At 54.4% G+C, this 13,661-nt stretch carries 12 protein-coding genes; 7 read left to right on the forward strand and 5 right to left on the reverse strand.

Annotation, left to right across the window (positions count from 1 at the left end; translation table 11 throughout):
* Positions 1 to 471 precede the first annotated feature (471 nt).
* The 3 genes from QMZ18_RS20900 (at position 472) to QMZ18_RS20910 (ending at position 4,390) form a co-directional block, all read left to right on the forward strand.
* On the forward strand, positions 472 to 1,728 hold the full coding sequence (locus QMZ18_RS20900; RefSeq protein ID WP_282608285.1) for a PEP-CTERM sorting domain-containing protein: 1,257 nt from the start codon (positions 472 to 474) through the stop codon (positions 1,726 to 1,728).
* Positions 1,729 to 1,905: 177 nt separating this feature from the next.
* On the forward strand, positions 1,906 to 3,747 hold the full coding sequence (locus QMZ18_RS20905; RefSeq protein WP_282608286.1) for a 7TM diverse intracellular signaling domain-containing protein: 1,842 nt from the start codon (positions 1,906 to 1,908) through the stop codon (positions 3,745 to 3,747).
* Entirely contained in the window at positions 3,734 to 4,390 is a 657-nt protein-coding gene (locus tag QMZ18_RS20910) for a response regulator transcription factor (RefSeq protein ID WP_282608287.1), read from the forward strand. Before QMZ18_RS20905 ends, QMZ18_RS20910 begins: the two co-directional genes overlap by 14 nt.
* 179 nt (positions 4,391 to 4,569) lie before the next feature.
* On the opposite strand, the gene QMZ18_RS20915 is transcribed toward QMZ18_RS20910, so the two are convergent.
* Entirely contained in the window at positions 4,570 to 4,953 is a 384-nt protein-coding gene (locus QMZ18_RS20915; RefSeq protein WP_282608288.1) for a helix-turn-helix domain-containing protein, read from the reverse strand.
* A gap of 287 nt (positions 4,954 to 5,240) precedes the next feature.
* Positions 5,241 to 5,552 (reverse strand): helix-turn-helix domain-containing protein, encoded by a 312-nt coding sequence (locus tag QMZ18_RS20920; protein WP_282608289.1) that lies wholly within the window; start codon positions 5,550 to 5,552, stop codon positions 5,241 to 5,243.
* A gap of 609 nt (positions 5,553 to 6,161) precedes the next feature.
* Here QMZ18_RS20920 and QMZ18_RS20925 point away from each other — a divergent pair.
* On the forward strand, positions 6,162 to 6,371 hold the full coding sequence (locus tag QMZ18_RS20925; protein WP_282608290.1) for a hypothetical protein: 210 nt from the start codon (positions 6,162 to 6,164) through the stop codon (positions 6,369 to 6,371).
* A gap of 597 nt (positions 6,372 to 6,968) precedes the next feature.
* Here QMZ18_RS20925 and QMZ18_RS20930 read toward each other — a convergent pair.
* Positions 6,969 to 7,433 (reverse strand): hypothetical protein, encoded by a 465-nt coding sequence (locus QMZ18_RS20930; protein WP_282608291.1) that lies wholly within the window; start codon positions 7,431 to 7,433, stop codon positions 6,969 to 6,971.
* A gap of 188 nt (positions 7,434 to 7,621) precedes the next feature.
* On the opposite strand from QMZ18_RS20930, the gene QMZ18_RS20935 reads away from it, so the two are divergent.
* Positions 7,622 to 7,963, forward strand: a complete 342-nt coding sequence (locus QMZ18_RS20935; protein ID WP_282608292.1) for a DUF3088 domain-containing protein — start codon at positions 7,622 to 7,624, stop codon at positions 7,961 to 7,963.
* Positions 7,964 to 8,391: 428 nt separating this feature from the next.
* Positions 8,392 to 9,696 (forward strand): hypothetical protein, encoded by a 1,305-nt coding sequence (locus QMZ18_RS20940; RefSeq protein ID WP_282608293.1) that lies wholly within the window; start codon positions 8,392 to 8,394, stop codon positions 9,694 to 9,696.
* Here the strand turns inward: QMZ18_RS20940 and QMZ18_RS20945 are convergent.
* Positions 9,667 to 10,320, reverse strand: a complete 654-nt coding sequence (locus QMZ18_RS20945) for a PAS domain-containing protein (protein WP_282608294.1) — start codon at positions 10,318 to 10,320, stop codon at positions 9,667 to 9,669. The two genes, QMZ18_RS20940 and QMZ18_RS20945, sit on opposite strands and share 30 nt — an antisense overlap.
* 492 nt (positions 10,321 to 10,812) lie before the next feature.
* Between QMZ18_RS20945 and QMZ18_RS20950 the strand changes: the two genes are divergently transcribed.
* Positions 10,813 to 12,726, forward strand: a complete 1,914-nt coding sequence (locus QMZ18_RS20950) for an ABC transporter substrate-binding protein (RefSeq protein WP_282608295.1) — start codon at positions 10,813 to 10,815, stop codon at positions 12,724 to 12,726.
* A gap of 23 nt (positions 12,727 to 12,749) precedes the next feature.
* Here QMZ18_RS20950 and QMZ18_RS20955 read toward each other — a convergent pair whose 3' ends face one another.
* A complete protein-coding gene (locus QMZ18_RS20955; protein WP_282608296.1) occupies positions 12,750 to 13,661 on the reverse strand; it encodes an EamA family transporter in 912 nt (303 codons plus the stop codon).

Consider the following 13,661-nt stretch of genomic DNA (forward strand, 5'->3'; position numbering starts at 1 on the left):
ACCGGTGTGATGACTCTGCCGCGTGATTTCTCCTGGAGTCTGCTGTGAAGTCCGCCATGTTTCGCCGTCGGTCGTCGGGAACAGATGGCGTATCAGGCTTTAAGGGCAGGTTTGGGTGGAACTTGTCGACGGGCTTTACATGTTTTGCGTCATTTCGATGCTCATGACGGAAGAACTGAGTGTGAAAGCATCTAAACCATAAGTATATGTTCTCGTAATTAAGTATAAATACTCAAAAAATATAATAATACACAATAATAATAGTCGAAAAAATTTACATAATAATTAATTAGTACAATAATATATTCAATAAGGTGTTATTCTATAAGGAACATTTTCGATGATGTTTTGTGGCATCTAAATTGCATTTCAAAATCTTGCAGTAATAACGATCTCAGGGTTTCGAATTTCGGGAGAAATACGATCCTGTACGAGGAAAGATCACGGCGAAAGAAGATCAAGGGGAAGGCAATGAAATTTAATAGTTTACACGGCTGGCAGAAATCAAACGTGCTGGTCGCTGCTGGCTTAGTCGCAGTTTCGATCATGTCGGCATCCGAAGCCGGCGCAGCGCCGGTGGTGTACCAGTTCAATGGTCATCTTACGTCAGTCGACGCGGATTTCGGTGCTCAGCTAGGTGTTAATCTGGGGATGGATTGGTCGGCATCCTACGTCTCGAATGGTCCATTGGCCTTTCCAGGCAGCGGCGGACAGCAACTGTCATTCGACGGTCCCTTCACGGTGACCGTGGGTTCGGTGACTTGGTCTCAACCGGCTCCCGGGCCCTCGACCAACTTTTTGAACGATTTTGGTGTAATCGGCGATTCTTTGAATTTCGGTAGCTCTTTCGCTAAGGACACGCTCAATCCGAAGCTTCAATACACAAAAAACGTGGCCTGCGGCCTTAACGGAGCCTTCATCTGTCCGCAAAAGTTCCGCGTCAGTTCGGGGAACGTTATCCTGCAGAGCGCAGATGATGCGATCAACAGTTTGACACCTGGTCAGTCGGTCGATGTTTCCGGTTTCGAGACGAAAAACGAGCTGAGAATCAGATATATCAACAACAGCAATATCTTCCAGAGCTCATTTCCCGTCCTGGGGGTCGTCGACCACTTCAGCGTGTTCTCGACTCAGTCCATTATCCAAAACTTTCAGACCTTGGGTGAACTCCCTCAGACGGATATTCCGTTGTTGTTCGAACTGCCGGACAACGTGCCGACCACGCCTGGCGAAGCCTATAGTTTCGCATCGACGTCAGTGGTTGCAGGCCAGGCGATTGTGTTCGACCCGGAGGTTGCCACGGGATACGAATTCGAAATCGGAAATCCGGAAAACGGGATTTTTTTTGAAACGCTGCTTGTTCCAGGCTTGGGTGGAGACGGTGAATTCGATCTGATCGTCTTCGACGACCTGGGTGATGAGTTCCATTTCGATCTTCTGGCGAACGAACTCTTCGACTTCACCACCATGCTGAATTTCGACGTCACCCGGTTTCTGATTGAAGGCATTGACGCTGCTCTCGGCCTTAACCCTTTGAATACCAGCGCCTTTCCGGCTGTCATTAGCTTTACTGGAAGCGGCAATGTCGATTTGACGCAAACGCCTTTGCTGACAAACACGGGTGGTGGTGGAACACCGACAGCCAGCGTTCCCGAGCCTGGAACCCTTGCGCTGTTCGGTCTGGGGCTTGCTGGGTTTGTCTTTGCGCGGCGGCGTCAAAGCATCTGAAATCCCAGTAGGAACTCTTAACGGGCGACTGGGCGTTCTTCGAGTGCGATCGTTTCTACCGAACCAGTGAAAACGATCTGCCCTCGGGAACGCCCGGTTCGCTTGACCTGACGCGGTTTCTTGGGACAGGCTGCGCGGTGTGCACTGGATCGTTGTTAAATTTCGGCTGAGGGAAGCGTGACGCGAATCGTTGCCAAGAAACTCTTCCTGGCCGTTTTGATGGCGGGTGTATTCGCCCTCTCCATGCCTGGGCGTGCGGCGCAGGCTCCGGCCACGGCTTATTGGGTGGATGAAAGCGTTTCCGCCGAATTTGCCCAGGTGTCAGCGGCCGCTTTTCAGTCTCAATTCCGGCCCGTGGATAAGCCACTCAACTTCGGCCTGACACAATCGGCAATTTGGTTGCGCGTCGATCTGATGAACGTCGTGTTGGCCGAAGAGGGCGCATTGTTTGAAATCGGTCGGCCCTTTACAGATCAGATCGACGTCTATTTTCTCGACGTGGAAGGCGGGTTGATCGAGCGTCAGCTTGGTGGCGATATGCGGCGCTTCGACCAGCGGCCGCTGCCGCATGCCAAGAACCTCTTTCCGATACCGCTGAGTACGCGCGCTGCGACGGCTTTCATCCGGGTAAAATCCGAAGGCTCCATGGCTGTAAGCGTGAAGCTGCGGGCAACGCAAAGAGTCCTCAGTGATGATTCCGGCCGCCAGCTCGCCTTTGGATTGTTCTTCGGTATCATGCTGGCGATTATCCTGAACAACAGCTTTATCTGTGCCGCGCTCAGGGATGTTAGCTATCTGTATAACGTCTGCTATCTCATAACGGTCTCACTGCTGATCATGACTCTCAACGGCCAGGCAGGCATGTGGTTCTGGCCTGAGTCCGAAGGCATAACGAACACCCTTGCCTGCTTCTTCTTCGGAAGTGTCATTGCCGTCGGTGCGCAGTTTATAAGGCACTTTATCCAGACCTTTGCCACCGCGCCCAAATTCGACCTTCATCTAAAGTTTATTGCGGGTTTGGGCGCTGTCTTGGCGCTCGGCTGCGGCCTTATCCCTTACCGCATAGCAATTTCCACGCTGACCCTCGCAGCGCTTTATCTTCTGATCGCCGGATTCATAACCACTGTCGTCGCATATCGCTCCGGCTATAAGCCCGCGCGCTTTCTGATTTTGGGGATGTGTATGGTGGTTCCCGGTGGGTTTGTTCTCGTGGGACGGAGCTACGGCGTCCTTGAAGACAGTCTCCTGACTGAGTTCCTGGTCGAATTTTTGCTCGCCACTGAGGCGGTGCTGCTCGCTTTCGCACTGGCCGACCGGATCAAGCTGATCGAGGACGCGAAGCAGCGCGCCCAGTTCGCGGTGGCGGAGGCACGTGACACCTTTACCCGTCGTTTGATCACGGCGCAGGAAGCTGATCGGAAGCGCATTGCCGGCGAATTGCACGATTCGATCGGTCAGACGTTGCTTTATATTCGTAACCAGTTACGCAGGCTGCGCGGGAAATCGGAGGCTGCGGCCGGTCTCGACGAGATTACGGCCGTCGCGGGCGATTCTATCGACGAGGTTCGTGCGATCGCACAGGACTTGCATCCCCATCAGTTGGAGCGACTGGGGTTGAAAACGGGGCTTGAGGATCTCATCCAAAAGCTGGGGATGAGTGGCGGGCTCAAGACGGTGGTCGAAATCGACCAGGCCGCGGATGATCTGCCTGCAAGCAGACAGATCACCCTGTACCGTCTCGTCCAGGAAGCGCTCAACAATACACTGAAGCATGCCGAGGCGGCGACCTGCGAGCTGGCGCTTAAAATCGAATCAGGCGCTTGCGAGCTGACCATCGGCGACGATGGCAAGGGGCTGGACTGGGATGAGGCGGTTGCAACCGGGCACTTCGGACTTGCGAACATGCAGGAACGAATACGTCTCGTCGGCGGCACGCTCAGGCACAATGGCGGACCGGGCAGGGGCACGCAGCTTGTCATTACCTTGTTCGCGGAAGAAGGGCCTTATGAGACGAATTAAGATCCTTATCGCGGATGATCACCCTTTGTTTCGTCGGGGACTACGGACGGCGATAGACGGTTTGCCGGAAGATCGCATTGGTCAGAGAGTCGTATTTGAAGCGCCTGATGGAAACACAGCGCTCGAGGATATCCACGCTTTAAAGCCTGACATCGGTATTCTTGATCTGGCCATGCCTGGGCTCGATGGTCTGAGTGTCGCCGAACGCGCATTGGAGGCCGGCACCGAGACCTCCATTATTATCATGACCATGTACCCCGATGAGCCTTATATGCGTCGCGCCTTCGATATCGGTGCGGTCGGCTATCTGCTGAAGGATGATGCCGAGCAGGTGATCGCCGAGTGCATTGAAGCGGCATTGGCGGGGGAAACTTTCGTCAGTCCTTCGATGCGCGCTGATACGATGCGCGCGGCGCCTCCTGCATTGGACAATAAGGAAAAAGATAAGCTCGGCCTGTTGACGCGGGTGCAGCGTGAGGTGCTCGGCCATGTTGCCGATTATATGACGAGCAAGGAAATCGCAGAATCCATGGGGCTCAGCTATCGGACGGTGCAAAACCATCGTAACAACATTGCCCGGGTGCTGGGGCTGAAAGGCTCGAACAAACTCCTCGAATTTGCCCGCCGCCATAAAGGCGGTTAGTTCGATCTGCCGAAAGACCGTTTCGATTGCCTGAAAAATCGCCGCTGAAAACTTTGGCGTTAAGAAAATTTGATGCCGAGAAAGCGAAAACGCCGGGGCCCACTCTCCCCGGCGTTCTCAAATTCTATGCGCCTTAGATCCGATTCGATTGAAATCGGCTCATGCGCGTGTCGTATCAGTTATGCCGGCTCGGTCGTACCAAGAGCGCGGATCAAACCCGAAATGCTCCGCCGGATACTGTCGGACGGAATGGCATTGAACTGTCGGACCAAGCGTACCGATTCCATGGAACTGGTATAGTCGTTTGCCGTCTTTACCTCTTGCGAGCTGTCTTGTTCGTAACCCGCGAAAAAGTAGGTGATGCTTGTATCGAGAACGTCGGCCAATTGGTAAAGCCGTCCGGCGCTGATGCGATTCGTGCCATGTTCGTATTTCTGCAACTGCTGGAACGAGATCCCAATCAGGCGCGCGACCTGCTGTTGCGTCAATCCGACTTCGATGCGCCGTGCGTGTATTCGCCGTGCAACGTGCGCATTTATAGACTTTTGTACGTCTGGTGACATTTCTTCCACCTGTTCTGTGTGCCCATGAAACCGTAATTTCTTTTTTTGTTTTGCGGTTCTGGTGTAGGCATGCATTCTGATTATGATGAGATGGCACGAACCTATTAGTTGTTTTATTTTTTTAGAGTGTCAAACTCACACCCGACCGCAAATTAGGAAATATACTTACGCATAATGATATCAACCGCAATGCGTATACTTTGTTAAAGATCCTGATTTTTCATTCTTTTCCCGCATATTGCGCCTAAAACTTAACGACTATCAGTATAGTTAATTAGCTTATTAGTTTACTTAATAACGCCACCTGCTGAGGTGACACTTGCGGGCGGCGTTGCAACCTTTGCGGTCTCTTCCGCCGCTAGTTCTTCATTATAGCCCTCGAAAAAGAAGGTGACGGGAACGTCAACAACCTGTGCCGCCTCGTAGAGGCTTAGCGCTCCAATCGATTCTCTTCCCGATTCGATTTTTTCTATTGTCTCTACAGGCAGGCTGAGCGCGTTTGCGAGTTGTTCGGCCGAGATGTTTTTGATTTCCCGCTGATGCTTCAGTTTCCGCCCAACGAATTGATCCACTGCGTGGCTCGATCTACGCTTTTTCATGATGGCCTTGCTCCAGATGCAAGAGTCTACTCGTCAATTGTTTGAAACACTCTTTGCGCCTCTAACAACACGCCGGGCTTCTGATGGCCGGTTTTGACTGTCTCTTTCACCTTCTGCGATGGCATCGGCGACGCTGAAGTGATGATTCCCCAAAAACACCTCTTGTATCAATTTGGGGATTCTACTTATACGCGCGCATATGTTTATGCTGAAAAATGGCAGGAAACCTCAGAAAATGTAATCGTTTAATCTAATGAGAAGGAGGTAAGTCTGTCGGTCAGAGATCTTTCCTGGGTTGAAAAGGCGCGTGAAACGGGGTGTTCAATTACAAACTTAACAGGTGAATCGAAAGGGCAGCCGGACCGTTTTTCCGTGCTCAAACCAACGCAAAATGATCTAGGTCATATTCGGATCGATTTCCCTATGACCTTATTGGCTGCTGGCGCGGATCGTTTCGGTCACGGTCGGCTTGCTATGACACGTTTGTCGCAACTGCGAATCATTCTTGACATAGAGACCGACACTGTCGTTATTAACGCGGGTCCAATTATCCCGCGCTGGGGGTAGGCGTTGCCCTATAGTTTAAGCCATTTGAGAAAGACCCAAATTATGTGTCTGTGCAAAGCTGCCACCACGAAAGCCTACGACGAATTGCGAAAGCTGGGGGAAAGCGAAGGCGATGCTTACGATGCCGCGGTTCGGATTTATCGCCATCATCATCCCGAGCAGCGGCGTATCGAGGCTTACCAGGTGGTTGCTGATTGGCTCGAGCACCATGAGAGCGGAGATTCAACGGACGGCGCCACGGCGCAAAGTTGAGCGCAGAATCTAAAGTTGAGCGCAGAGTCATAGGCGCGAGATGACAGCGTGAGGGAGGCGTCGCATGAGGCGCCAAAAAGGCCAGGCGACACGAAGGCGGTGAAACGGGCAGGGCCGTCGTACCAGGACGCCCCAACCGGAATGAGTTGCCGGAGGCGCATTTGCCCGAACGCAGATAGCTTCTTTTAGTCTGGAACTGACGGCACCTCTGAACGCGGCACAGATGACTTCCGATAAATTACTGCGCTGAAGGCCGCACATTGGTGACGCTCTCATCGTACCAACTGATCGCCGTCACGAACTCGAGCGCCAATACAGGCGTCCCAAAGGACACCAACTCCAAACAAACCTCGAAAGCTTGACCGACTGCGGGGGAGCCATCTGCGCGCGCCAGGACGTCTCTTTTGAAACTACACGAAAGACGCATAATGTATATTATGGAAAATATTGTTTAGACCGTTGGACAGGCGATTTTCAGGACGCTCAGGCGATTGTTATTACAGACGAACAAACGCCTGGGCCCTCTCTGCGCACTATCTTAATCCGGGTCGGTCTAAGTCGTTTGCGGGTTTCTAAAATTTTGATTCACTGAACTACTCAGCTGGCTTTGCGCTTAAAATCTCTGCGCATTTGATCCAGATGCATCGCGAGTGTCATTTGAATCAGTTCCTCGTAGGAATTGCTACGAGCATTCATTGCCAGATCGATTTCCTTAGCTTTAGCGCTCTCAAGCCGCCACTCGAACAACCCTTTGACACCGTCATAGGTTGAGCGAGACAACCATGAAACCACCTGATCCACATCTGCATCGCGATCGAATAAATTCTCGTAAAAGCCTACTCCTGCTGCATTCCAAATGTATCTCTCCTTGTGACAGAAGCACCATTCAGTGAATGCATAGATCCTGGCTAGCTGATCGGTGTCGCCGGACTTAAGTGCTTTATCAGCAAGAGGATTGAGATCGAAAAACAAAAAATAGAGAGTTTCAGGGCGTTCTTTATCGTAAAGCTCAGGCAGAAGAGCCTTCGCTAAATGTCGCCAACGGGGAACCCACTTGTTCATTTATCCATAGGAATAGCTGTCGAACCAATCCGAACTTTAGGATCTTCCCCTAAAACCCGCAAACTACGAACCTTTCATGTGAGCCCAAAGCTTCCCCTTCAATCGCCTCTGAGGCTGTGGTTTCGCCAGGACCCGGTCTGTGCTACTCCGCATCATCGACAGCAGCGGCATTTAGGATGGTCGGTACGATGGATACGCTCTTTCTCGTCAAGCCTGGATTTCAGGATCCCGCTTATCCCGGCAAGGACTTCTATTGCTGGCACTGCGCTTTGATCGAAGGCATTCTCGCGTCCTTTCCCGAATTGGCACGCAAGCTTGAGGTCAGACGCATTGACTGGCCGCTGCCGCGGACTGATGTCATTGCACTGCTTGGCGAAGAACACCAGTCTTTGCCGCTTGTCGTCCTGGAGGACGGCGCGCAGTCCGAACATGAAAGCGGCCGTGCGCATGGACGCGGCTTTGTTGCCGACAAGGACTCCATTCTCAAGGTGCTGACCGAGCGTCACGGGTTCCCGCATCCTCATCCCTGAGTACGATCCCTGAGCATCCATCTACCTGTTTCGCCGCCGGCCACATTCCGCGATTAACTCCTATGGTTCCTGCCAGAGCGCGCGTTCGGTCCCGGTCGATGCACTGAAAAACGCGAATCCCTCTTTGAAGCTATAGTCACTCGCCAACGGCACTTTTTCAGAATCTTGCGGTTCACGCTCTTATTACGTAGCCGCTTGGAAATGAAGTGTCCGGTCTCCGGGCGCCCTGTCATGCTGCTGGAGAATTGGGCCCGAGCCAAAAGAAGATGGGCTCATCCGCCTCTGATTCCCTCCAGATAACGACGTAAAGTCCTGCTCTTGTTTGATGGCTTTACGGGGACGTTCATTTATTTTAATTGATAATGAGAATGAATCGCAATATTACATTCAAACATACCTCTACTTTCGAGTTATCCGGAGAAAATTGAATGCCTATTAAAAACGCCGCGCCTGCGGCGATTGCCTTTGCCTGCCTGATCGGTACCGGTCTGAGTATCGGTGTGACGCTGTTAAACGCCGGTTCAGTCCAGGCTGCGCCCTTCTCCCTGAATTTCGACGTCCTTCTGGCCGATCAGGGTCTGGATGGCGTTTACCGCAGCCGGGATTTTAACGGCGACGGCGATGCCAACGATGCTTGGGAAACCACGGTCTATTTCAACGCGGACAATGCCAGCGGCCTCGTCAACCCGAGCCGCAACGTTTTCACCATCCTGCAATCCCGCAGCGGCCATCAGTATATCGGCGACGGATCCAGTGATTCTGTTTACCGCTTGTCTGACGTGAATGGTGATGGTGACGCCAATGACACCGGTGAGGCCGGGCTTTGGTTTTCCGAAGACAATGCCGCCGGATTGACCCTCCCTACCCCCAACGGTATCGGCGAAGACAGAGACAATAATATCTATATCGTCAATGCAGGTGTTGGCTCCCGCCCGGCCGACGGTATTTACCGGACCCGTGATTTGAATGGTGACGGTGATGCAAATGACGCTGGGGAAGCAAGTCTCTGGCTCGATCTCGCGCGCCTGAATCCTTCGGCCTCTGCATTTGAGGTTACTTTCCAGGGGAATGTTGCCTTTGTTGCAGATACCGTCGGCGGCGACACCAACGTCATCTACCGGGCGGAAGACAACGACGGGAATGGCGAGATCAGCGACGACGAGGTGTCGGTCTTCATAGACGGTAATAATCCCTATGGCGCGAGCATCGACTTCGCCTTGGCGGGTGACGACACCAGCCTGTATATCTGGGAGTTCCTGGACATCGGAGCGCCGCAATCTCTCTTCAAGCTGACCGACCTGGATGGCAGCGGCATTATCGATGATGTCCTGGAAGTTTCGGAGATCTGGGATACGACGCTTCTGCCGAGCGGGTTTGAGAGCTTTGCCGGTTTCGGTGTTGCCGTTGATGCAGATGGAAATATCGTCCTGACGTCGAACGGCGGTGACGCGAACCAGGACAATATCTTTCTGCTGCAGGACCTGAATGGCGATGGCGATTACCGCGATGCCGGCGAGACGGGCATCTGGTTGTCGCGGCAGGCGAACGGCAGCTTTCCGGACCGGCCGCGTGCGGTCGCCTTTACGTCGCAAAACCCGGTTGTCGCCGTTGCAGAGCCGGGCTCCCTGCCCCTATTGGCAATAGGACTCTTCTCGGTGCTGGGTTTATCTGGCCTTGCCGGACGGCGCGATAGAGAAGGAATGTCAGGCTCTGGACTTCAGATTCCGGTTTGAGGCCTCAAAATCCGAACTCTCCGCCGCCCCCGGGTCGATCACGAAGAGAAGGCGTTCGTTGATATGTCCGGGGGCGGCCTGCCAGGCCGACTGCTCTGCATGCGCAGATTTGTCCCGAACCTGACCGACCAGCATCATTGTGGGAACCTCGGCCGTGCCGATAAGCGGCAGAAACAGGCGTTTGATCAGTTTGGGTCCACTGTTCGACGTATAGCCGTAGGAAAACTCGCTGTAGAGCCCTTCCCGGCTATTGGCGCCGAGGTAGTAGAGCTGCGTGATGTGGTTGCGGTATGGCCCTTCGGGCGCCTCTTCATGCAGGAACCGGCCGGTTGGGTCCGATCCGAAGGCGACATCTGTGCCCACCAACCGGAATCTGATGGATCGGCCGCCCTCTGAGCATTCGACCAGTGCGATATAAGGCAGAAGGTGGGGAATATCGATTGGGTCCAGATCTGAGCGCAGCGGCAGAAGACCGCGTTTTCCGGTGCCGGCCGTTCGCAGATCCGATCTGCGGGCGCTCGATTTCCGGAGCAACGCCCAATAGCTATAGAGGTCCGACAGGATTGGGTCGGAAATCGCTTCTGGCCCGTCGCTGGGGACATTGGAAGTCGGCTTGGTCTGCATTGAAGTACTCTAGCGGTGAGAGGTTTAGATTGATTTACCTGCGGCGATCGCGTGTGACGCCATAGTCGCAAGCTGGCTGCAGCTGGATCCACCGGGCAGTGAAAAGCAACGCCAGAGCAAGGCCTCACGTAGGAAAACCTGTCCCAGGTTTGAAGCCTTTTCCGTCGATTTGCTTCCTCGTTAGTCGAAAACGCACCTTGCGGCGTTGAATTTTTGTCACTGCAGTGGAAATTTCAACGACATGCCATGGAATGTGGGCTCCAAGCCGTGTAGCCTCTCTTCAACAAAAAGATTTAGCAGGGTTGGCGTTATATGTTGCTTGTTATGGCATCCGGACTTCGCTCAGGTTGGGCGGAGAGCAGAAAGCGTTGCTTCAGAGGTCTGTCTGGCGCTGTGAATAGCGCTATTCAAGGTGCGCGCCGGGGAAATGGCACCCGTTCCACGGCTGCGATAGGAGGCAGAGCGCTAGCTGCGACGGCGATAACGCTCGCTTTGTATAGCTCGGTTGCTGGGCTCCCGGCACAGGCCGAAGAACCGGTTGTCGAAGTTCTTTCTCTGCCTGAAGTGAAGGTCGTACGCGGCCTCCAGGAGTCGAGCTATCTGAGTGAGGCCGTGACGGCAGGGAAATTGCCGCCGGTTGCCGAGCGCCTGCCGGAAACGCCTCAGGTCGTTCCGCGCGGCAGCGCCCAGACTGTCGGAAAGTCCGGCGGTAGTGTGAAAACCCTGATCACCCGGGAAAAAGATATCCGTCTACTTGTTGTTTATGGCTATGCGCGTCTGGTTGGCTACAACGAAAAGCTCGAAATTACCCCGGATATCCTTGAGAAGGTTGAGGTTGAAGACGGTCGAAGCTTCACCTTTTATCTCCGAAAAGGCCACCGCTGGTCCGATGGACAGCCCTTTACGACGGAGGACTTCCGCTATTACTGGGAGGACGTGGCGAACAATGATCAACTGACGCCGACGGGACCGACCACCTCGCTTTCGGTTGACGGTGAATTTCCGGAAGTCGAAGTGATCGATGAAACGACCATCCGCTACAGCTGGCCCCAACCCAACCCCTTCTTTCTGACTCAGCTTTCCGGTGCCCGTCCGCTGTTCATTTTTCAACCGGCGCACTATCTGAAGCAGTTTCACGCAAAGTATGCCGACCCGGAAAAACTCGCGAAAAAGGTAGAGGATTCGAACGCAAGAGACTGGGCGCAAATGCATAACCGCAAAGCGCGGCAGTACCGCTTCACCAATCCCAAGCTTCCGACCCTGCAGCCTTGGGTCAATACGGTCAAACCGCCGTCGACCCGCTTCGTGGCCAAACGGAACCCCTTCTATCACCGGATCGACGAGTTCGGGCAGCAATTGCCTTATCTGGACGAGGTCATCTTGAGTGTGGTGGCCGGATCGCTGGTTCCAGCGAAGGTTGGCGCGGGTGAATCGGACCTTCAGTCGCGCGGCCTGAATTTCAGCGACTATACCTTCCTTAAAGAGAACGACGAGCGCAGCGCCTATGACGTACGTCTCTGGAAGACCGTACGTGGCTCACAGCTTGCGCTCTATCCCAATCTGAACACCAACGACCCCGAGTGGCGAAAGCTGTTCCGGGACGTACGTTTCCGTCGGGCGATGTCTCTGGCCACCAACCGGCATGAGATCAATCAGGTCATTTATTACGGTCTCTGTATCGAGGGAAACAATACGGTTCTGCCGGCCAGCCCCTTGTATCAGCAGGATTATCGGGATTCCTGGGCGATGTTCGATCCTCAGGCCGCCAGTGCTCTCCTTGACGAACTCGGCCTGACAGAGCGCAATGAGGATGGGATCCGCCTGCTGCCGGACGGCCGGGAGATGGAGATCATCGTTGAGACCGCTGGCGAAAACACGGAAGAATCAGACGTCTTGGAGCTGATTCACGATTCCTGGCTCGAAATCGGTGTAAAGCTATTCACCAAGCCGTCTCAGCGCGAAGTCCTGCGCAAACGGATTTTCTCCGGCGAGACCGTCATGACAATGTGGTTCGGCTATGAAAACGGTGTGCCGACGGCCGACATGAGTCCCGACGAGTTTGTTCCGCTGCATCAACAGAGCTATCAATGGCCGAAATGGGGCCAGTATCACGAGACCAGCGGCAAGTCCGGCGAACCTGTGGATTTGCCTCTGGCGCAGGAACTGCTTGAACTGCATATCGAGTGGACCACTGCCAGATCCCGCAGTGAACGGGAAAAGATCTGGCACCGGATTCTGGAGATCCACGCCGATCAGGTCTACACCATCGGCATCGTCGCCCAGGTCCCGCAGCCCATCGTGGTCGCCAACAGCCTAAAGAATGTGCCGGTCGAGGGGATCTACAACTGGGAACCCGGTGCCCAGTTCGGCATCTACCGCCCCGACCGCTTCTGGCTGGATCGTTAAATTGTAGCGAGGCATTAATTGCGCTACAGAGCCGGCTTGGGGCTGAGTACGTGGTCTGCTGAACTATGATTCGGCGGTGCGGCCCTGCGTCGGGACAGCCGCATACCTGCGATGGTCGAAGCGAAAATCACCAGGATTCCGGCGAACTGAACCTCTGTGAACCACTCGCCGAGCCAGTCGGCGCCGAGCAGCGTTGCTACGAGTGGACTGAGCAGTGATAAAAAGGTGACCCCTGCCCCAAGTCGCGTAATGCCGCGCACCCACAACCAGTAAGCCAGAGCAGTACCTGGTAGAATCAGATAGAGGAATCCACCAAGATTCTTCGCCGTCGGCATGGGCGGCAGACCTTCGATGGCGAGCGCCACAGGCGTCAGCACCAGACCGCCGAGGAACAGTTGCCAGGCTGCAAGAGCGAGCGGTGTTCCCAGCTTGCCCCAGCGTTCAATCAGCACCGTGCCCGTTGCCATCGATACCGCTGCCGCGAGCGCAGCGAAAACGCCAACCAGATTCAGCTGTGCGGAGGGATCCAAGACCAGAAGGCCGACACCGATCAATCCGGCGATCGCGGCTGTAATCTGGCCAGGACGGGGCTGCTGCATTAACAGCGGCCAGGCCAGCATCGCTACGATAAGGGGTTGGGCGGACATCAGTGTGGCAGCCACGCCACCGGGTAGGTTTGCTGCGCTGATGAACAGCAATCCGAAGAAGAGTCCGATGTTGGCCAACCCGAGGATTGTTAATGGCAGCAGCTTGTCACGCGGCGGAAGCCCCGGCCCCAGCAGCATCAAGACGATCCCGGCCGGGAGTGCCCGCAGCGCCCCCGCCAGCAAAGGATGGCTGTCCGGTAAAAACTCGGTAAAGACGATGTAGGTTGTCCCCCAGAGGCAGGGCGCCAAGAGCGTCATGATCAGCAGGATATGTCTTGAGCCAGTCAT

The organism is Pelagibius sp. Alg239-R121, assembly GCF_947331435.1.
Taxonomy (GTDB): Bacteria; Pseudomonadota; Alphaproteobacteria; order Kiloniellales; family Kiloniellaceae; genus Denitrobaculum.

Excerpts from the sequence above, each read along its gene's own strand:
- QMZ18_RS20910 (WP_282608287.1), top strand. The coding sequence starts at position 3,734 with ATGAGACGAATTAAGATCCTTATCGCGGATGATCACCCTTTGTTTCGT.
- QMZ18_RS20945 (WP_282608294.1), bottom strand. The coding sequence starts at position 10,320 with ATGCAGACCAAGCCGACTTCCAATGTCCCCAGCGACGGGCCAGAAGCG.
- QMZ18_RS20920 (WP_282608289.1), bottom strand. The coding sequence starts at position 5,552 with ATGAAAAAGCGTAGATCGAGCCACGCAGTGGATCAATTCGTTGGGCGG.
- QMZ18_RS20915 (WP_282608288.1), bottom strand. The coding sequence starts at position 4,953 with ATGTCACCAGACGTACAAAAGTCTATAAATGCGCACGTTGCACGGCGA.
- QMZ18_RS20955 (WP_282608296.1), bottom strand. The coding sequence starts at position 13,661 with ATGACTGGCTCAAGACATATCCTGCTGATCATGACGCTCTTGGCGCCC.
- QMZ18_RS20900 (WP_282608285.1), top strand. The coding sequence starts at position 472 with ATGAAATTTAATAGTTTACACGGCTGGCAGAAATCAAACGTGCTGGTC.
- QMZ18_RS20940 (WP_282608293.1), top strand. The coding sequence starts at position 8,392 with ATGCCTATTAAAAACGCCGCGCCTGCGGCGATTGCCTTTGCCTGCCTG.
- QMZ18_RS20925 (WP_282608290.1), top strand. The coding sequence starts at position 6,162 with ATGTGTCTGTGCAAAGCTGCCACCACGAAAGCCTACGACGAATTGCGA.
- QMZ18_RS20935 (WP_282608292.1), top strand. The coding sequence starts at position 7,622 with ATGGATACGCTCTTTCTCGTCAAGCCTGGATTTCAGGATCCCGCTTAT.
- QMZ18_RS20930 (WP_282608291.1), bottom strand. The coding sequence starts at position 7,433 with ATGAACAAGTGGGTTCCCCGTTGGCGACATTTAGCGAAGGCTCTTCTG.